The organism is Proteus sp. G3927 (assembly GCF_963894685.1).
In the GTDB taxonomy this organism is placed as follows: domain Bacteria; phylum Pseudomonadota; class Gammaproteobacteria; order Enterobacterales; family Enterobacteriaceae; genus Proteus; species Proteus mirabilis.
Map to the genome: position 1 here is coordinate 106,060 of NZ_CAWQGX010000018.1, position 17,507 is coordinate 123,566.

Annotated in this window: 17 protein-coding genes; 8 read left to right on the forward strand and 9 right to left on the reverse strand. The window is 40.1% G+C overall.

Annotation, left to right across the window (positions count from 1 at the left end; all coding sequences use genetic code 11):
- The 3 genes from dnaN to gyrB are packed head-to-tail and all read left to right on the forward strand — an operon-like array spanning position 1 to position 4,639.
- Positions 1–1,104 carry a DNA polymerase III subunit beta gene (gene dnaN / locus AACV00_RS06170; protein WP_004246506.1) on the forward strand — a complete coding sequence of 368 codons (1,104 nt, stop codon included), beginning with the start codon at positions 1–3 and terminating at the stop codon, positions 1,102–1,104.
- An 11-nt stretch (positions 1,105–1,115) separates the two neighbouring features.
- Positions 1,116–2,204 (forward strand): DNA replication/repair protein RecF, encoded by a 1,089-nt coding sequence (gene recF, locus AACV00_RS06175; protein ID WP_004246505.1) that lies wholly within the window; start codon positions 1,116–1,118, stop codon positions 2,202–2,204.
- Positions 2,205–2,224: 20 nt separating this feature from the next.
- The gene (gene gyrB / locus AACV00_RS06180) at positions 2,225–4,639 is read left to right on the forward strand and encodes a DNA topoisomerase (ATP-hydrolyzing) subunit B (protein ID WP_004246504.1); all 2,415 of its coding nucleotides are present in this window, start codon (positions 2,225–2,227) and stop codon (positions 4,637–4,639) included.
- A gap of 77 nt (positions 4,640–4,716) precedes the next feature.
- Here gyrB and asd read toward each other — a convergent pair whose 3' ends face one another.
- Positions 4,717–5,823, reverse strand: coding sequence for an aspartate-semialdehyde dehydrogenase (gene asd, locus AACV00_RS06185; protein ID WP_004249769.1), 1,107 nt, complete (start codon positions 5,821–5,823; stop codon positions 4,717–4,719).
- A 499-nt stretch (positions 5,824–6,322) separates the two neighbouring features.
- Between asd and AACV00_RS06190 the strand changes: the two genes are divergently transcribed.
- A complete protein-coding gene (locus AACV00_RS06190; RefSeq protein WP_004249768.1) occupies positions 6,323–6,892 on the forward strand; it encodes a class I SAM-dependent methyltransferase in 570 nt (189 codons plus the stop codon).
- Positions 6,893–6,947: 55 nt separating this feature from the next.
- Here the strand turns inward: AACV00_RS06190 and pdxR are convergent, their stop codons facing one another.
- A complete protein-coding gene (gene pdxR / locus AACV00_RS06195) occupies positions 6,948–8,435 on the reverse strand; it encodes a MocR-like pyridoxine biosynthesis transcription factor PdxR (RefSeq protein ID WP_087740988.1) in 1,488 nt (495 codons plus the stop codon).
- Positions 8,436–8,563: 128 nt separating this feature from the next.
- Between pdxR and AACV00_RS06200 the strand changes: the two genes are divergently transcribed.
- Complete coding sequence (locus AACV00_RS06200; RefSeq protein WP_004249766.1) at positions 8,564–9,022, forward strand: GNAT family N-acetyltransferase; 459 nt, start codon at positions 8,564–8,566, stop codon at positions 9,020–9,022.
- 95 nt (positions 9,023–9,117) lie between these two features.
- Here AACV00_RS06200 and AACV00_RS06205 read toward each other — a convergent pair whose 3' ends face one another.
- Entirely contained in the window at positions 9,118–9,855 is a 738-nt protein-coding gene (locus AACV00_RS06205) for a tetratricopeptide repeat protein (protein ID WP_004249950.1), read from the reverse strand.
- 108 nt (positions 9,856–9,963) lie between these two features.
- Here AACV00_RS06205 and murQ point away from each other — a divergent pair, with 108 nt between their 5' ends.
- On the forward strand, positions 9,964–10,863 hold the full coding sequence (murQ, locus tag AACV00_RS06210; protein ID WP_109023958.1) for an N-acetylmuramic acid 6-phosphate etherase: 900 nt from the start codon (positions 9,964–9,966) through the stop codon (positions 10,861–10,863).
- 356 nt (positions 10,864–11,219) lie between these two features.
- Here the strand turns inward: murQ and AACV00_RS06215 are convergent, their stop codons facing one another.
- The 5 genes from AACV00_RS06215 to AACV00_RS06235 form a co-directional block, all read right to left on the reverse strand.
- Positions 11,220–12,458: a type II toxin-antitoxin system HipA family toxin gene (locus AACV00_RS06215; protein ID WP_020946511.1), complete on the reverse strand. Its 1,239-nt coding sequence runs from the start codon at positions 12,456–12,458 to the stop codon at positions 11,220–11,222.
- A 12-nt stretch (positions 12,459–12,470) separates the two neighbouring features.
- On the reverse strand, positions 12,471–12,785 hold the full coding sequence (locus AACV00_RS06220) for a helix-turn-helix domain-containing protein (protein ID WP_004246498.1): 315 nt from the start codon (positions 12,783–12,785) through the stop codon (positions 12,471–12,473).
- Between the two features lie 406 nt (positions 12,786–13,191).
- Positions 13,192–13,575, reverse strand: a complete 384-nt coding sequence (locus tag AACV00_RS06225) for a type II toxin-antitoxin system death-on-curing family toxin (protein ID WP_049194960.1) — start codon at positions 13,573–13,575, stop codon at positions 13,192–13,194.
- Positions 13,572–13,793 carry a type II toxin-antitoxin system Phd/YefM family antitoxin gene (locus AACV00_RS06230; protein ID WP_004246496.1) on the reverse strand — a complete coding sequence of 74 codons (222 nt, stop codon included), beginning with the start codon at positions 13,791–13,793 and terminating at the stop codon, positions 13,572–13,574. Before AACV00_RS06230 ends, AACV00_RS06225 begins: the two co-directional genes overlap by 4 nt.
- 280 nt (positions 13,794–14,073) lie before the next feature.
- Positions 14,074–14,937 carry a YicC/YloC family endoribonuclease gene (locus AACV00_RS06235; RefSeq protein ID WP_004249947.1) on the reverse strand — a complete coding sequence of 288 codons (864 nt, stop codon included), beginning with the start codon at positions 14,935–14,937 and terminating at the stop codon, positions 14,074–14,076.
- A gap of 126 nt (positions 14,938–15,063) precedes the next feature.
- Here AACV00_RS06235 and rph point away from each other — a divergent pair, with 126 nt between their 5' ends.
- Entirely contained in the window at positions 15,064–15,780 is a 717-nt protein-coding gene (rph, locus tag AACV00_RS06240; RefSeq protein WP_004249946.1) for a ribonuclease PH, read from the forward strand.
- Between the two features lie 80 nt (positions 15,781–15,860).
- The gene (pyrE, locus tag AACV00_RS06245) at positions 15,861–16,505 is read left to right on the forward strand and encodes an orotate phosphoribosyltransferase (protein ID WP_004246493.1); all 645 of its coding nucleotides are present in this window, start codon (positions 15,861–15,863) and stop codon (positions 16,503–16,505) included.
- 318 nt (positions 16,506–16,823) lie between these two features.
- On the opposite strand, the gene slmA is transcribed toward pyrE, so the two are convergent.
- On the reverse strand, positions 16,824–17,429 hold the full coding sequence (gene slmA / locus AACV00_RS06250) for a nucleoid occlusion factor SlmA (protein ID WP_004246491.1): 606 nt from the start codon (positions 17,427–17,429) through the stop codon (positions 16,824–16,826).
- Positions 17,430–17,507 lie beyond the last annotated feature (78 nt).

The window sequence follows — 17,507 nt, forward strand, 5'->3', positions numbered from 1 at the left end:
ATGAAATTTATCATTGAACGAGAACAGCTGCTAAAGCCGCTGCAACAAGTCAGCGGCCCTTTAGGCGGTCGCCCAACTTTACCTATTTTAGGCAACCTGTTGCTTAAGGTGACGGAGAATACCTTATCGCTAACAGGTACAGACCTTGAGATGGAGATGATGGCAAGAGTGAGTCTTAGCCAATCTCATGAAATCGGTGCAACGACTGTTCCTGCGCGTAAGTTTTTTGATATTTGGCGCGGATTACCTGAGGGAGCAGAAATCAGCGTAGAATTAGACGGTGATCGCTTACTCGTTCGTTCAGGAAGAAGTCGTTTTTCTTTATCGACACTCCCTGCGTCTGATTTCCCGAATTTAGACGATTGGCAAAGTGAGGTTGAATTTACTTTGCCACAAGCCACTCTAAAACGTTTGATTGAATCCACACAGTTTTCAATGGCGCATCAAGATGTGCGTTACTACCTCAACGGTATGTTATTTGAAACGGAAAACACGGAATTGCGCACAGTTGCTACTGATGGTCACCGTTTAGCGGTCTGTGCCATGGATATTGGACAATCTTTACCCGGACATTCTGTTATTGTGCCACGTAAAGGTGTTATTGAACTGATGCGTTTACTTGATGGCAGTGGTGAGAGTTTATTACAGTTACAAATTGGCAGTAATAATTTACGCGCTCATGTAGGCGACTTTATTTTTACCTCGAAACTGGTTGATGGTCGTTTCCCTGACTATCGCCGCGTATTACCGAAAAATCCGACTAAAACAGTTATCGCAGGTTGTGATATCCTCAAACAAGCGTTCTCTCGTGCGGCGATTTTATCGAATGAAAAATTCCGTGGGGTGCGTATTAACCTCACTAATGGACAATTAAAAATTACCGCTAACAACCCTGAACAAGAAGAAGCAGAAGAAATTGTCGATGTTCAGTATCAGGGGGAAGAGATGGAGATCGGTTTTAATGTGAGCTACCTTCTTGATGTGTTAAACACACTCAAGTGTGAAGAGGTAAAATTATTACTGACTGATGCTGTTTCAAGTGTACAGGTTGAGAATGTGGCAAGTGCAGCCGCAGCTTATGTTGTTATGCCGATGCGCTTGTAATCACGATTAATATGATTTTATCCCGTTTATTGATCCGCCATTTTAGAAATATTGAACAGGCTGATTTGCCATTAGCGGATGGTTTTAATTTTCTTGTAGGACCAAACGGGAGTGGGAAAACCAGTATACTTGAAGCGATTTACACATTAGGCCATGGACGGGCATTTCGTAGTGCCCAAGCGAATCGAGTGATCCAGCATGATGAAAATGCGTTTATTTTACATGGGCGTTTAAGTGGCCTTGATGAAGAAAGTCGCGGTTACTCAATTGGTTTAAGTAAAGATCGCGAGGGTAACAGTACGGTACGTATTGATGGTAGCGATGGGCATAAAATTGCAGAGTTAGCGAAGTTATTACCGATGCAATTAATAACCCCTGAGGGGTTCACATTACTTAATGGTGGGCCTAAATATCGTCGTGCTTTTATCGATTGGGGTTGTTTTCATAATGAGCCTCGATTTTTTGCTGCATGGTCAGATTTAAAACGCGTCTTAAAACAGCGTAATGCAGCACTCAGGCAAGCGTCGTCTTATCGACAACTCTTACCTTGGGATAAAGAGCTTATCTTACTGACAGAACAGATAAGCCAATGGCGAGCTGAATATACAGAAGATATCGCCAAAGATATTGAAGAAACGTGCCAATTATTTCTCCCTGAATTTACCTTGAAAGTCAGTTTTCAACGAGGATGGGATAAAGAAACCGATTATGCACAGTTGCTAGAACGTCAATTTGAACGTGACAAAGTGTTATCATATACCTCGTTAGGTGCTCATAAAGCGGATTTACGTATTCGTGCTAACGGCACTCCGGTAGAAGATATGTTGTCACGGGGTCAGCTTAAGTTGTTAATGTGTGCATTAAGGCTGGCACAAGGTGAATATTTCACTCGTAAGAATGGGCAAAGATGCCTGTATCTGCTCGATGATTTTGCTTCTGAATTAGACGCAAATCGGCGCCAGTTGTTAGCCGAGCGTTTAAAGTCTACGCAAGCTCAAGTGTTTGTCAGTGCAATCACTTCTGGGCAAGTTAAAGATATGCTAGATGTAAATAGCAGGCTATTTAGCGTAGAACATGGCAAAATAGAGGTTAAACCATAGGAATAAAGCGAGAAACGTTGATGTCGAATACATATGACTCCTCAAGTATCAAAGTATTAAAAGGGCTGGATGCGGTGCGTAAGCGCCCGGGGATGTATATCGGGGATACAGATGATGGAACCGGTCTGCATCACATGGTCTTCGAGGTGGTCGACAACGCTATCGACGAAGCCCTCGCGGGTTACTGTGATGAGATTATTGTCACTATCCATTCAGATAACTCAGTCTCTGTTCGCGATGATGGCCGTGGTATTCCAACGGGTATTCATGAAGAAGAGGGCGTTTCTGCAGCAGAAGTGATTATGACGGTTCTGCATGCGGGTGGTAAATTCGATGATAACTCCTATAAAGTCTCTGGTGGGCTGCATGGTGTAGGGGTTTCCGTTGTTAATGCGTTGTCTGAAAAACTTGAACTGACTATCCATCGTGATGGTAAAATTCATCAACAAATTTACCGTTCAGGTGTACCTGACGATCGCTTAAAAGTGATTGGTGAAACAGATAAGTCAGGAACCTTTGTTCGTTTCTGGCCAAGTCTTGATACCTTTAAAGGTGAGACTGAATTCCAATATGATATTTTAGCGAAACGTCTGCGTGAGCTCTCCTTCTTAAACTCAGGAGTCTCTATTCGTTTAATTGATAAACGTGATAACCGCGAAGATCATTTCCACTATGAAGGTGGTATCAAAGCATTCGTTGAATACTTAAGCCGTAATAAAACGCCTATTCACCAAAATGTATTCTATTTTTCTACAGAGAAAGATGGCATTGGTGTTGAAGTGGCGATGCTGTGGAATGATGGTTTCCAAGAAAACGTTTATTGCTTTACCAATAATATTCCACAACGTGATGGTGGTACTCACTTAGTTGGTTTCCGTACCGCGATGACCCGTACGCTAAACAACTATATGGATAAAGAAGGCTTTAATAAGAAATCGAAAATCAGTGCAACGGGTGATGATGCTCGTGAAGGCCTGATTGCGGTTATTTCTGTTAAAGTACCTGATCCGAAATTCTCATCACAAACGAAAGATAAACTGGTTTCTTCTGAAGTTAAAACAGCGGTAGAAACGCTGATGAATGAGAAGCTGGTGGAATATCTATTAGAAAATCCGACTGACGCAAAAATTGTTGTCGGTAAAATTATTGATGCCGCTCGTGCCCGTGAAGCTGCGCGTAAAGCACGTGAGATGACGCGTCGTAAAGGCGCACTCGATTTAGGCGGTTTACCGGGTAAATTGGCGGACTGCTCTGAGCGTGATCCTGCTTTTTCTGAACTCTACTTAGTGGAAGGGGACTCTGCGGGTGGCTCGGCAAAACAAGGGCGTAACCGTAAAACGCAAGCGATTTTACCGTTAAAAGGTAAGATCTTAAACGTTGAGAAAGCGCGTTTTGATAAGATGCTGGCATCTCAAGAAGTGGCAACGCTTATCACGGCATTAGGTTGTGGTATTGGCCGTGATGAATATAACCCAGATAAACTGCGTTATCACAGCATTATTATCATGACGGATGCGGACGTCGATGGTTCTCACATTCGTACATTATTACTGACGTTCTTCTATCGCCAAATGCCAGAAATTATCGAACGTGGTCATATCTTTATTGCTCAGCCACCTCTCTATAAAGTGAAAAAAGGGAAACAAGAGCAATACATTAAAGATGATGATGCGATGGATGAATATCTGATGTCTATTGCGCTTGATGGTGCAGCGCTTTACGTCAGTGAACATGCCCCTGCTATGCATGGTGCACAATTAGAAAAACTGGTTGTTGACTACCATGCTGCGCATAAAATTATTCGTCGTATGGAGCGTCTCTATCCACTGAGTATGTTAAATAGCTTGGTCTATCACTCAACGCTGACAGAAGATGATCTCTCTGATAAAGCGAAAGTGGAAGAGTGGATGAGTGGCTTGGTGAACCGTTTAAATAATGCGGAAGAGCAAAGCAGTACTTACAGCTATACCATCACACAAAACGAAGAAAATCGTTTATTTGAGCCAGTATTACGCATTCGTACTTACGGTATCGATACAGACTATAAATTGGATTACGATTTTATTCATAGTAGTGAATATCAACGTATTACTAATTTGGGCGATATTATTGGTAACCTGATTGAAGAAGGGGCCTATATTGAGCGTGGAGAACGTCGTCAGGCGATTTCAAGCTTTGAAGAAGCCCTAGAATGGTTAACCAAAGAATCACGTCGTGGTCTTGCTGTACAGCGTTATAAAGGTCTTGGTGAAATGAACCCAGAACAATTATGGGAAACCACCATGAACCCAGATACACGTCGTATGATGCAAGTCACTGTGAAAGATGCGATTGCGACCGATGAGTTATTCACAACCTTAATGGGTGATGCTGTTGAACCTCGTCGTGCCTTTATCGAAGAGAATGCACTAAAAGCAGAAAATATCGATATCTAATAACGTTTTTTAAGTCAAACAAAACCCGCTAATTCAATAGATTAGCGGGTTTTTATATTTATAATATTCGTTGTGTTTTAAGCTAAAATCTTCAGCATACGACGAAGTGGCTCTGCAGCACCCCATAACAACTGATCACCCACTGTAAAGGCAGAAATAAATTCAGGTCCCATATTCAGTTTACGAATACGTCCTACAGGGGTACTTAATGTGCCCGTTACGGCTGCTGGGGTTAATTCGCGCATTGTTAATTCACGATCGTTCGGCACTACTTTTACCCAATCATTATGTTGGGCAAGCAATTGCTCAATTTCGTTAACCGGTAAATCTTTTTTCAGTTTTAAGGTGAATGCTTGGCTATGACAACGTAATGCACCTATACGAACACAAAGACCATCCACAGGAATGATATTTGAACCGGTGTTTAAGATCTTGTTGGTTTCAGCTTGGCCTTTCCACTCTTCACGGCTTTGGCCATTTTCCAATTGTTTATCAATCCAAGGAATTAAGCTACCTGCCAGTGGAACACCAAATTGCTCTGTCGGCATAGTACCACTGCGAGTAAAGTTAGTGACTTTGCGTTCAATATCTAAAATTGCCGAAGCTGGATTTTCTAGCTCTTTAACCACTTGGTTATGTAATGCACCCATTTGTGACAATAATTCACGCATATGACGCGCACCGGCGCCGGATGCGGCTTGGTAAGTGGAGACACTAGCCCATTCAACTAAATCGTTAGCAAAAAGTCCGCCCAAAGACATCAACATTAAGCTTACGGTGCAATTCCCCCCCACAAAGGTTTTAATACCTTTATTGAGGCTATCTTGGATATGTTGACCATTAACGGGATCAAGAATAATCACCGCATCATCATTCATGCGTAGTGCAGATGCCGCATCAATCCAATAACCTTGCCAACCCGCTTGACGTAATTTGGGATAAATATCATGGGTGTAATCACCCCCTTGGCAACTGATAATGATATCGAGTGAGGCGAGCGTATCAATATCATAAGCATCTTGCAGTGTACTACGATGATTGCCATAAGCAGGTGCTGCTTCACCTAATTGAGAAGTGGTGAAGAAAACAGGGTTTATCCCATCAAAATCACGTTCTTCAACCATTCTTTGCATTAAAACGGAGCCGACCATACCACGCCAGCCCACAAAACCAACATTTTTCATTGTAATTACCCTGTCTTTGTCTGTAGGAATAGTGAGAGACTTCACACTAACCTGACAAAATATAGAGAGAGGTGCAAGTGAATTTATTGATTATTTACCAAAGAATTAGAAGTGTTTCTAATAGTCTGCATAGAGTTAACAAAAGGAAACCACAGAACGAACAAATATCACGAATTTGTTAAAAATAATGCGCCATTAATTAAGTGAACATTAAGCACAAATCATTTATAAAAAAGATTAAGATGATTCCGTTATGACTTATTTCATTTTTTTGATAAATAAATTTATATTCTTGTCTAATAAACAATGATAAAAATAGAAAAATGTAAAATAGTGTAATATATAAGAAAAACGTATTTACTTAGAGATAGCTCCAAGCTTTATACTGAAATCCGTCATTGGTGAGATGACATAAATTCATAAATAAAAAATAACGATGAATGTACTTCATTTTATCTGATTTTTATTTTATCTAGATAAAAGCTTTAGGGGGCGCAAGATGGATTTATCAACCTACTTTCCATTATCAACCTATTATTCATATTTAAAGCGGTTTGTACTGTCTCCTACCACAATGGGAACTATTGCGCCTTCATCACGTTGGTTATGTTATGAAATGCTCAATAAATTAAATTGGCAACAAGATATCCAAATTGCCGAATTAGGTGCGGGAACTGGGGTGATTACGCAACAGATCTTAAAACGTATGTCATCAAACTCGGTATTAGATGTTTTTGAGATAGAGCCGGCATTCGCTAATGAGCTGAATAAGATTAATGATCCCCGTTTAACCATCTATACAGCGTCGGCTGAAAAGTTAGATAGTCATTATAATATGATTATTTCTGGGTTGCCTTTCTTGTCTATTAACAGAAGGTTAGGGTTAAAAATCTTAAAGCGGGTACATAGCGAATTATTAAAAACCCAAGGTTGTTTTGTGTTGTTTCAATATACCACTCGATATGAAAAAACATTATCTCGTTATTTTCATTTAGAGAAAAAACGTGTGATGTTAAATGTACCGCCAGCTTGGGTTTATTATTGCACGCCCAAAAATAAAATAGGGTAAATAGAAATCTTATTCGATTTTTATAGTGAAAATGATAAATAAGAATAAATGTTATTTATTTAGATAAAGCTTGAGCAAGCAAAATAATATTTTTTTCAATTTCAGAGGGATGGTGTGCGGCATATCCTAATAATACACCCTGTTTAGGATAAGATTGAATACAATAACGCGATAAAGGCTGTATGGCTAACCCAATTTTCCGTCCCTCTTTCACAATATATTCTTCTGTATAACCAGACTGTAACCAGCAGACAATATGGATGCCAGAATCAGTCGGTTCAATACGAAAAATGTGAGAGAGATACTTTTTTATCGTATTGGTTAACGTTAGATAACGTTCATAACAGGCTTTTCTGATCCGTCTAACATGGCGAGCATAATGTCCTTGAGATATAAATAGCGCTAATGTTGCTTGTTCTAAAAAACCAGAATGAGAGTCGGTGTAGTATTTAGCGACTTTAAAGCTGTCAATTAAAGATGGAGGTACCACTAAAAAGCCTAAACGAAATCCCGGGTACATCATTTTTGAAAAGGTTCCGGCATAAATAACCCGCTGATGTTTGTCTAATCCTTGTAGAGCTTGAATGGGTTTAGTGTGATAGCGAAATTCGCTATTGTAATCATCTTCAAAGATCCACATGTTATTGGACGATGCCCACTCTAATAAGGCAATACGACGTGAAAGTGAAAGAGTATTACCTAAAGGGAATTGATGTGAAGGTGTGGTGAAAACCAGTTTTGCTTGCGGGCATTGGTCTATAGCTTGAGAAATATCCATACCGTCACTATCTGAATGAACGGGGTGTATTTTTATACCATACGATGTAAAGATAGCTCGAGCGCTGTCATAACCAGGATCATCTAACCAAGCAGTATCTCCCTCTTGTAATAGCACTCGAGTAGCAAGATTAATCGCTTGCTGTGTGCCATTGACAATGATGACTTGCTCAGGTTGACAGTTAAGTCCACGCGTTGATTGGGCATATTGGCATATCATCTTTTTTAATGGTGTATAGCCTGTTGGCGAGTTAAAGGTTGCGAGTTCTTTTTTGGAGTGTCGCCAAACTCGTCCTAATAATCTTCCCCAAAGCTCATGGGGGAAAAGATCAATACACCCAACACCCACATGAAACATAAAGCGACTATTGGTATTTAGTTGTGATTGCTGCCAAAAAGCATGCATCTTTTGCAAATTAGGATTAAGTGTTCCTAATTCATTATCGATATGCAATGAAGACGTCGGCAGGGTTGTTTTAACCCACTGATTGGAATTAATGCTATCAGGAATGGTATTCGTAACAAAAGTGCCCGACCCGCGACGAGTAAATAAATAGCCTTCATCAATTAAACGTTCAAATCCGGCAATAACAGAATTGCGAGAAATCGACATCATTTCAGCCAATGTGCGACTTGACGGTAGACGGCTACCCGGAGATAGAACGCCTTCTAAAATAGCCTTTCTAACGGCGTAATAGACTTGTGAGCTAATAGACCCTTCTTCTAATACAAGGTTAGGGAAATAAGCTGTTGGTTTCTGTTTCATAAAGTGGATCCTATAAAAACACAAAAAGTGTACCTTATTAAGAGCCAGAATTAAACGTACTATGACAGCAATAACAGGCCGAGTGATATCTTTTTATCGCGTTGATGAAAGTAAAAGGAAGTAAATAAATGAGCACAATATCGATGGCAGTTTCCGTTCAACTTATTGAGCAAGAGCATTATGCTCAATGGTTACCATATTGGTTAAGTTATCAGGAATTTTATAACGTTGAATTATCAGAAGAGATAACATTAAAAACATGGGCGCGCTTTTTTGATGAGAAAGAGCCGATTTACTGTGCTGTAGCAACAGATGGCAAAAAAATACTGGGTTTTGTTCATTATCTTTTTCATCGTTCAACTTGGGCTGAAAGTGATTTTTGTTACCTCGAAGATTTGTTTGTTTCACCAGAAGCTCGTGGTTGTCATGTGGGGAAAAAATTAATCGATTTTGTAAATCAACAGGCTAAACAACGTAATTGTGCTCGTTTGTACTGGCATACACAGGAAACCAATTTACGGGGTCAACGTCTGTATGATTGGGTGGCTGAAAAACCAGGTGTAATTGAATACCGTATGGCGTTGTAAAAAATAGGTGTCACGTCGAGATGAATAGAAAAGAGATGATATAAGCATAACCATCCCTTTTCTGAGCTAGGGGCATTTATTAGCTTTAATTTCGGTTAATTTAATTCTGGTTGGCAATAAAATTCATTGCCAACTTTTCTCGCTTCTTCACAGGCTTGTTTCATAAATGCATCTGCTTTTTGTTTGTTGGGCTCGATAATATGATATTGACCTGAGAACATAAAAGAGGCCATTGCTTGAGCAAATCCTTCAAATGTCATTTCATTGGCTTGTGCAAATAATTTATTGGTTTTTTCCATATCGACAGGAATATTACCTATACCACTATATAAAATACCTAACCAAATGGGGGCATAAACAAGTTCTTGTTGATGCGCTTGTGTGGCTTCTTCAAGTAATACCATCGCTTGCTGATAATCTACTTCACCAGATAAAGGAGCAATAAGCGCGGTTGCTAAGCTGATTTTTCCTCTCATGCTTCCTTTATTAACGGCAGTGGTGGCTAACTCTTTTGCTTCGACATAATAGCTTTTAAAATAAGGGTCGGCATTAAAGAGGTAAATGTCAGCAAGGAGCGCATAGGCATCGGCATAGCCACTTTTTATTGCTTCATTTGCCCACAGCTGTGCATTTAGCAGGTTTTTTTCTACGCCATCCCCCAGTAAATACATTTCAGCTAACTGATATTGAGCGAGTGCATTATGGTTTAGTGCTTCTTTGCGGGTATCTTCAAATAATTTTTTATCTTGCTCTTCGAAATTAGCGTGTAAAGAAAATGAGCAAAAAAGTGTTATTAGACTGATAAAGGTCGAAATAGATTTAATAAATGTCATGTAGAGTACCGTTTATAATGATTTTGAAAATATTACCAATAATAGTGGTATAAAAGCAGTTAATTTCTTTGTCTTAATCAAATAATTAATAATATTTGGAGAGTAATAATGGCTATTGACCTTAGCAATCTTGTCACGGAAAGTCGCAATCATCACAGTGAACATATTGATACACTTTCAACACTTGAAATGCTAAAAGTCATTAATAATGAAGATAAAAAAGTGCCTTTTGCGGTTGAAGCCACATTACCCCATATTGCACGGCTGGTGGATAAGGTCGTAACAGCATTTTCTCAAGGTGGTCGATTAATTTATTGCGGTGCAGGTACTTCTGGTCGTTTGGGAATTTTAGATGCCAGTGAATGTCCTCCAACCTATGGAACCCCCCATGATATGGTGATTGGCTTAATTGCCGGGGGACACAAAGCCATTTTACAAGCGGTTGAAAATGCAGAAGATAATGTCCAATTGGGGGCAGAGGATTTACACCAGCTTAATTTTAATGCTAAGGATGTACTAGTTGGGATTGCAGCCAGTGGTCGAACGCCTTATGTGATTGGCGCATTAGAATATGCACGCTCACTAGGTGCGGTGACCGGGGCAATTAGTTGTAATCCTGATAGTCCCATAGCGCAACGTGCCGATATTGCTATTACGCCGATTGTGGGGCCGGAAGTGGTAACTGGCTCATCACGTATGAAAGCAGGCACGGCACAAAAACTGGTATTAAATATGATAACCACAGGTGCCATGATAAAGATGGGTAAAGTATTTGGTAATTTAATGGTAGATGTTGAAGCCACTAATGCCAAATTAATTGAACGCCAAATTCGTATTGTGATGCAAGCAACAGAGTGTGATCGAGCTACTGCTGAACAAGCACTAGCACAATGCCAACGTCATTGTAAAACAGCGATTTTGATGATTTTAGCCGGCGTAAATGCACAACAAGCAACACAGTTGTTGGCGCAAAATAAAGGGTTTATTAGGCAAGCACTAGCTAAATGATAGCGTTACAGATTTGCTTTTAAACGGAATGATAAATGCTATCTTCGCATTGGTGAGTGATCCGTCGCAATGTTAATCAGCGAAAATTCAATATGTTACTACCTTGTCATATTTGGTATGAAATATTGAAAGGATCCTTTATTTTATGTCCATGTTTATAGAAATAAGCGCAATATGAATACTCTGGTATCCAAAAAATAATAGGCCTGAGTGTCGTGAAGTAACCCTATCAATTGTTACCTATAAAGTAACTTTGTGTAGATCTCTGGCCGCTGTATTTCTCCGTTTAGTAAAAAGAATGGTTCAGTAATCAATTTGCATTTCACACTTTATGCGCATAAAAGTGCGATGGCGTTCTAGTCGAGTCGAAAGCAGTCCCTCAATAATTCTCTTTCTTCTTTGCAGATACCCGCTTGTTGGGCAAGGCTTTCCCATTGTGAAACTGCTTTGAACAATCTTTGGTATATGGACTTCGCTTTACTTTTGGTAACGTGAAAATACTCTGCGACGTCAAATGCCAAGTCGGTAGAAAGCGCATTGCTGACGTCATCAATATTAAGGTGTAGACCATAGGCGTATAACATAGGGTTAATATCGTAGGCGGGAGATAGTCGCCAACCAGTAGGCTCTAGAATGAATCCGTGATTTCTAAGATGATCATCACAATTAGATACCATGATATTAAACAGTATTCTAGTCCAAAGTTGTTCAAGATCTGACTGAGTATTCGAGCCGTTTTGGATCAGAAACTCAGCCAGCTCTAAGTAACTTGCGCCATTATCCTGACCATCAAAGTACTCTAGTTGAGTCATCGCTGAACTGAAGTGTAGTCGCTTTCCTGTTTTGGTACGGTCGAATCTTTTTGTTAAAAAAATATGATGTTTGCCAATAGCCTCAGCTTTTGATTCAGCCATTTCGATCCCAGATTCAATAGCCATTTGATAAACAATGAACTCCCATAAGCCAATATCGTAATCATCGTGACGGCTAGGGAACTTAGCTAACCACAAACTATCGTCGTGATTTCTTATTGATGCCTTTGGTCTGGCTCCGCCTAGTGATGATCCCGGTGAGATCAACATATTGAGCCACTTCAGATAATCTGGATTATCTAAATCCGGAGTTTCTTCGATTTTATTGGCGGCATGTTGTAGCTCGGGTAAACTGGTTATTGTGGGTGCTGCAAGCTCATGGTTATCATCTAAAAATGGACCATTTGGAGATGTACGAAAGCGCAGTGCTCCCATGCGAAATGAATCGTGAACGCCTAGTAAGTAATCCGTCTCATATAGGCTTTTTGCTCGCCGTTTTTCTTGCCTAGCCACCACCGCTTCTCTGCGTTGCATTAATAGTCGACCCCAACGATCAGGGCATGAGTCGAGAAATATTTTGAAATTCTTATCGTCCTGCGCATGTTGCTCGCCAACGAATAGTTTTAAAGAAGGGTCAATCTGGCGGACATAATCGGAGGTTAACCATGTCTTGTCATAACTAAAGCTGAAATGTTCTTTGCCTCTAATTTCTGATGATCGTAATGTACCAACTAATACAGGGTCAGTTGATTCAGTCCAATCAGCATAAACGTAGATTTCCATAATGCGATACCCTTATTTTTTTTTCAGCAATTGGATGTCTTGCAGCTTTCTTCCCAATTCGTCATCAAAGGCGACTTTGGTTAAGTCTTCTAAGAGGCCTAAGGAGGCTAATACGTTGACATAGTGACCAAGCGAAACGGAAGGATCGCCTTTTAGGATTTTTCGTAGCGTTGGTTTAGACAATCCTGTTCGATTATGCATCATTTCTTGGGTAATACCACGTCGCTTCATTGCTAGAGTTAAGTTCTCGCCCAAAATGCTTAACACCTTTTTATGTTTTGGAAAAACGACAGCAGTGCGCTTTGTTGTTGATTCGATGGTATTCATAGTGAAACTATATTTTCTTAAATCTTCAGTTAGTGAAAGTATAGCTTCACTTTTGGCTTTGAGTAAAGTGACTGTTCGATATTCTCAAATAGATTAAAGTGAAATAATACTTTCATTTTTAATCGAATAAGGAAATTATAGTTTCACTTTCGCTCAGTTGCGTCGTAAAATCAAGTTACTTCAGAAATCAGTGCTGGAGAGGCTTTTTTGCTGAATGTGTACATTGTAAAAATTAAGTTTTCAGTGGACTGGGATTGGGAGGTATTGAGAGGTAAAGTTGTTAGCTGTCCTTAATGCGGTAAAACTAATTATAGCTATCTCATTTTAGGGGAAGTGGGCTGTGCCACCTTGTCATATTTGGTATGAAATATTGAAAGGAGCCTTTATTTTGCTAATGAAAACTATTTTAGTTAGTTTTCTCTACCAAGTTTTGTAGATGTTTTGCTAACTGGTCGACGGTTTTCTCACCTGTAGCCGCTTCCACTGTTAAGTTTTCCAGCATATTGTCGGTATCGCGGATCCTGATGCCATTACGATAGAGAAATGTCATGGTCACAAAAAATGCGGTACGTTTATTACCGTCATTAAATATGTGCCCTCGAGCGATAGCGACCCAATAAGTTGCTGCCAGTTCAAACACATCTGTAATGCCTTCATCATGTTTACGGTTTTGCACCCGGTAAATAAGAGCTTCCGCTCTGCCAGGATCGGACATACCGGCCACACCTGGGAAATGTTGTAATATACGATCATGGAAAGCGATAACTTCCTGTGCGCTAACCCATATCATCGATTTGTCAGCGCCTCTACGGTATGTCCATGACGTTGCATCATCATATCAAACTCTGCATCTAGCTTAGCATTCTGGTATGACTCAAATTCAGTTTTACTGATAACAACCGCTGAACAACCGTCTCTGCGGGTGATTTCAACAGGTTCACCGTGGGTCGCAATATCTAATACTTCTGAAATATTGGCTCGGGCTTGTGTCGAGGTATATGTACGCATAATATTTCTCCTATAATGTACATTTTAAGTGTACATTTTAAATAATAAATATGCAATTGTACTCAGTGATCAGAGATAACTATTTGTTGATGTAGTTTATATTGGGTGAGGGATTACTGCGCTAAGGTATAACCAAACAAGCTTTTTAAACTCGTCCAAATTCTCTTGCGCTTTTATTTAGTGATATCAAAATATGACTTAAGTAACTTAAAAAGCCAGCATTTACACTGGCTTACTATGTTGGGTGATGTCGTGAGACTGAATAAATATAATCGATAATTTACTCAATATTCTGGATCTGCTCACGCATCTGTTCAATTAATACTTTTAATTCAATAGCGGAATTGGTGACATCCGTATTAATTGATTTGGATGCTAGTGTATTGGATTCACGATTAAACTCCTGCATCATAAAATCAAGGCGACGGCCGACAGCCTCTTTTTTACTGAGAATTTTGCGTGTTTCTTTAACGTGGGCATCTAATCTATCAAGCTCTTCAGCGACATCTAAGCGTTGCGCTAACATCACTAATTCTTGCTCTAAACGATTATTATCGACTTGAACTTGTGCTTCTTCTAATTTGCTGGTTAAGCGCTCACGTTGCCATTGGAGAATTTCTGGCATCTGTGCTCTTACTTTTACGACCTCAGCACTTACGGCATCTAAACGTTGCTCAATCAGCGTTTTGAGTGCTTGGCCTTCAGCTTCTCGACTTGCAATAAAGGCATCGATAGCTACATCAAGCTCTGCTAATAGTTCGCTACCAATGGCATCTAAATCTTGCTCTTGGGCTGAGATAACCCCAGGCCAACGTAAAATATCAAATGGGCTGATAGTACCTTCATGGCTTTGGCTTTTTACCCAGTTAGCAGAAACAATCAGTTGCCTTGCTAAATTTTCATCCAAAGTCAGTTCACCTTGTGAGTGAGCATTGAGTTCAAAACGCAAGTTACATTCTATTTTACCGCGTGTTAAGCGATTACGTAGACGTTCACGAATAACAGGCTCTAAACTACGTAATTGCTCAGGTAAACGGATATATGTTTCAAGGTAACGTTGATTAACGGAACGCAGTTCCCATGCGGCGCTACCCCACTCTTTTTTGATATCTCGACGAGCGAAAGCGGTCATACTACGGATCATAATAGGGTCTCAATATTGTAAATGATGTAACGATTATAACCCTAGGTATCAACACAAGGATAGGCATAAGCCGTTTTAGGTCGTATAATGCGCCCCCAATATGTCAGAGAAAGCGGAGATAACACCATGCGTCCAGCAGACAGACAAGCAGACCAAGTACGTCCGATTACCATTACTCGCCACTATACAAAACATGCTGAAGGTTCTGTATTAGTTGAATTTGGTGATACCAAAGTCTTGTGTAATGCCACTGTAGAAGAGGGTGTACCTCGTTTTCTTAAAGGACAAGGGCAAGGCTGGGTGACTGCAGAATATGGCATGCTTCCTCGCGCCACTAACAGTCGTAATGCTCGTGAAGCCGCTCGCGGTAAACAAACTGGCCGCACAATGGAAATCCAACGTTTAATCGCTCGCTCACTACGCGCCGCTGTGGATTTAAAGGCCTTGGGTGAATTTACTATCACGGTTGATTGTGATGTTATTCAAGCCGATGGGGGTACTCGCACCGCCTCTATTTCTGGTGCTTGTGTCGCGTTAGTGGATGCTTTAAATAAAATGGTTGCAGAAGGTAAGCTGAAAAAGAGCCCTCTTAAATCAATGGTAGCTGCTGTTTCTGTGGGTATCGTTGATGGTCAACCATTATGCGATTTGGAATATGTTGAAGATTCCGCAGCCGAAACGGATATGAATGTGGTGATGATCGATGATGGCCGTATGATTGAAGTACAGGGTACGGCAGAAGGTGCACCATTTAGTCATGAAGAGTTACTTGCTTTACTCGCCCTTGCGAAAGGGGGATTAGAAAAGATATTTGAAGCGCAAAAAGAGGCGCTAAAGCAATAAATTCTATTTTTAAGGCGACTGAAAAGTCGCTTTTTTTATGTCTAAAATCTGTCATTAAGCAATCTTAATAGGAGAAAAAAATGAAAGCCTACCAGCGCCACTTTATCGAACTTGCATTAGCAAAAAATGTATTAAAATTTGGTGAGTTTACGCTGAAATCAGGTCGTGTTAGTCCTTACTTTTTTAATGCAGGTTTATTTAATACTGGGCGTGACTTGGCTTTATTAGGACAGTTTTATGCACAAACATTAATAGATAATCATGTGCCTTGTGATGTGCTGTTTGGACCGGCTTATAAAGGTATTCCCATCGCGACAACGACCGCAGTGGCCTTAGTTGAACATCATGATATGGATGTTCCTTACTGCTTTAATCGTAAAGAAGCTAAAGATCATGGTGAAGGAGGGACATTAGTCGGCAGTCCATTAACAGGGAATGTGGTGATTGTTGATGATGTTATTACCGCTGGAACTGCTATTCGTGAATCGATGGAAATAATCAAACAACATGATGCGACGCTGTCAGGGGTATTGCTTAGTTTAGATAGACAAGAAAAAGGGCGTGGTTCGCTTTCTGCAATACAAGAATTAGAGCGCGATTATCAATGCCAAGTTTATTCAATTATTACTTTGGATGATTTAATTAGCTACTTAACTGAAAGTGAGACATTATCGGCACATTTGCCAGCAGTAAAAGCCTATCGTGAACGTTATGGCATTAATTAAAAAAGCAAAAATACAATAAAATCGCTCAATAGCTGTAAAAAAAAGCCCTCGCCCAATAATGGGCGGGGTGAGTAGTACAATGAATTTTCTGCGATAATTATCACAGATATTGAAAGATAAAAAGGACTTTTACAGTAGGGACAAGGCGCGTTGCCACTGTCACAGATTGGGGATCGCTTAGTGCCATTCCCAGTAAATCTATTTAGATACTCTGATATCAATAGAGCGCATGTTAACACAAATAAGAAAAAAACGGCATATATGTCATTTTCAAATTATTGAGTTAAGTCACGAGTCCACTCTTTCATTGTTACTTGCTCACTGTAATTGCGCCTGAATTAATGGCCAACGTGCTTCAAATTCCTGTGTAGGATGATAACGAAATTCCGTACGTACAAAACGTGCTAGCATACCTTCACAAAACGCAAGCAGTTGTGAAGCGAGTAGTGCTTCATCATGTAAAAAGGCACTTCCTTCGCGAATTTTACGCTCTTTAATCACTTGGCGAAGTTGTACTTCAATTCGCTCATACAATTGGTTAATGCGCCCTTGTAATCTATCTTGCTCAAACATTAATGCGTGTCCGGTAAGAATGCGAGATAGCCCAGGGTTTTTCTCTGCAAAGCCAAGGATCAAGATAAGAATAAGGCGAATGCGTGCGATAGTTTCTTTCTCATCTTTTAAAATCAGGTTGATACGCGAAACTAAGCTATCTTCGATAAACTCAATTAGGCTATCAAACATCTTTGTTTTACTGGGGAAGTGTCGATAAAGTGCTGCTTCAGATACCCCAACGGTAGCCGCTAATTTGGCTGTAGTAATACGTTGACTACCATCACTAGACTCCAACATTTGAGCGAGCGATTGTAGTATTTCATCCCGTCTATTTCTGCGTTTCTTTTTGGTTTCTTTTTCTTCTGCCATGACTGATAAGGCCCCTGCTAAAAGCAAAACAAATCAGTAAACCTTTGCACTAAATAAAAGTGTTAGTGCAAAGGGAGT

Bases quoted from the DNA above. Each gene is read 5' to 3' on its own strand.
- dnaN (WP_004246506.1), top strand. From the start codon at position 1: ATGAAATTTATCATTGAACGAGAACAGCTGCTAAAGCCGCTGCAACAA.
- recF (WP_004246505.1), top strand. From the start codon at position 1,116: ATGATTTTATCCCGTTTATTGATCCGCCATTTTAGAAATATTGAACAG.
- gyrB (WP_004246504.1), top strand. From the start codon at position 2,225: ATGTCGAATACATATGACTCCTCAAGTATCAAAGTATTAAAAGGGCTG.
- asd (WP_004249769.1), bottom strand. From the start codon at position 5,823: ATGAAAAATGTTGGTTTTGTGGGCTGGCGTGGTATGGTCGGCTCCGTT.
- AACV00_RS06190 (WP_004249768.1), top strand. From the start codon at position 6,323: ATGGATTTATCAACCTACTTTCCATTATCAACCTATTATTCATATTTA.
- pdxR (WP_087740988.1), bottom strand. From the start codon at position 8,435: ATGAAACAGAAACCAACAGCTTATTTCCCTAACCTTGTATTAGAAGAA.
- AACV00_RS06200 (WP_004249766.1), top strand. From the start codon at position 8,564: ATGAGCACAATATCGATGGCAGTTTCCGTTCAACTTATTGAGCAAGAG.
- AACV00_RS06205 (WP_004249950.1), bottom strand. From the start codon at position 9,855: ATGACATTTATTAAATCTATTTCGACCTTTATCAGTCTAATAACACTT.
- murQ (WP_109023958.1), top strand. From the start codon at position 9,964: ATGGCTATTGACCTTAGCAATCTTGTCACGGAAAGTCGCAATCATCAC.
- AACV00_RS06215 (WP_020946511.1), bottom strand. From the start codon at position 12,458: ATGGAAATCTACGTTTATGCTGATTGGACTGAATCAACTGACCCTGTA.
- AACV00_RS06220 (WP_004246498.1), bottom strand. From the start codon at position 12,785: ATGAATACCATCGAATCAACAACAAAGCGCACTGCTGTCGTTTTTCCA.
- AACV00_RS06225 (WP_049194960.1), bottom strand. From the start codon at position 13,575: ATGATATGGGTTAGCGCACAGGAAGTTATCGCTTTCCATGATCGTATA.
- AACV00_RS06230 (WP_004246496.1), bottom strand. From the start codon at position 13,793: ATGCGTACATATACCTCGACACAAGCCCGAGCCAATATTTCAGAAGTA.
- AACV00_RS06235 (WP_004249947.1), bottom strand. From the start codon at position 14,937: ATGATCCGTAGTATGACCGCTTTCGCTCGTCGAGATATCAAAAAAGAG.
- rph (WP_004249946.1), top strand. From the start codon at position 15,064: ATGCGTCCAGCAGACAGACAAGCAGACCAAGTACGTCCGATTACCATT.
- pyrE (WP_004246493.1), top strand. From the start codon at position 15,861: ATGAAAGCCTACCAGCGCCACTTTATCGAACTTGCATTAGCAAAAAAT.
- slmA (WP_004246491.1), bottom strand. From the start codon at position 17,429: ATGGCAGAAGAAAAAGAAACCAAAAAGAAACGCAGAAATAGACGGGAT.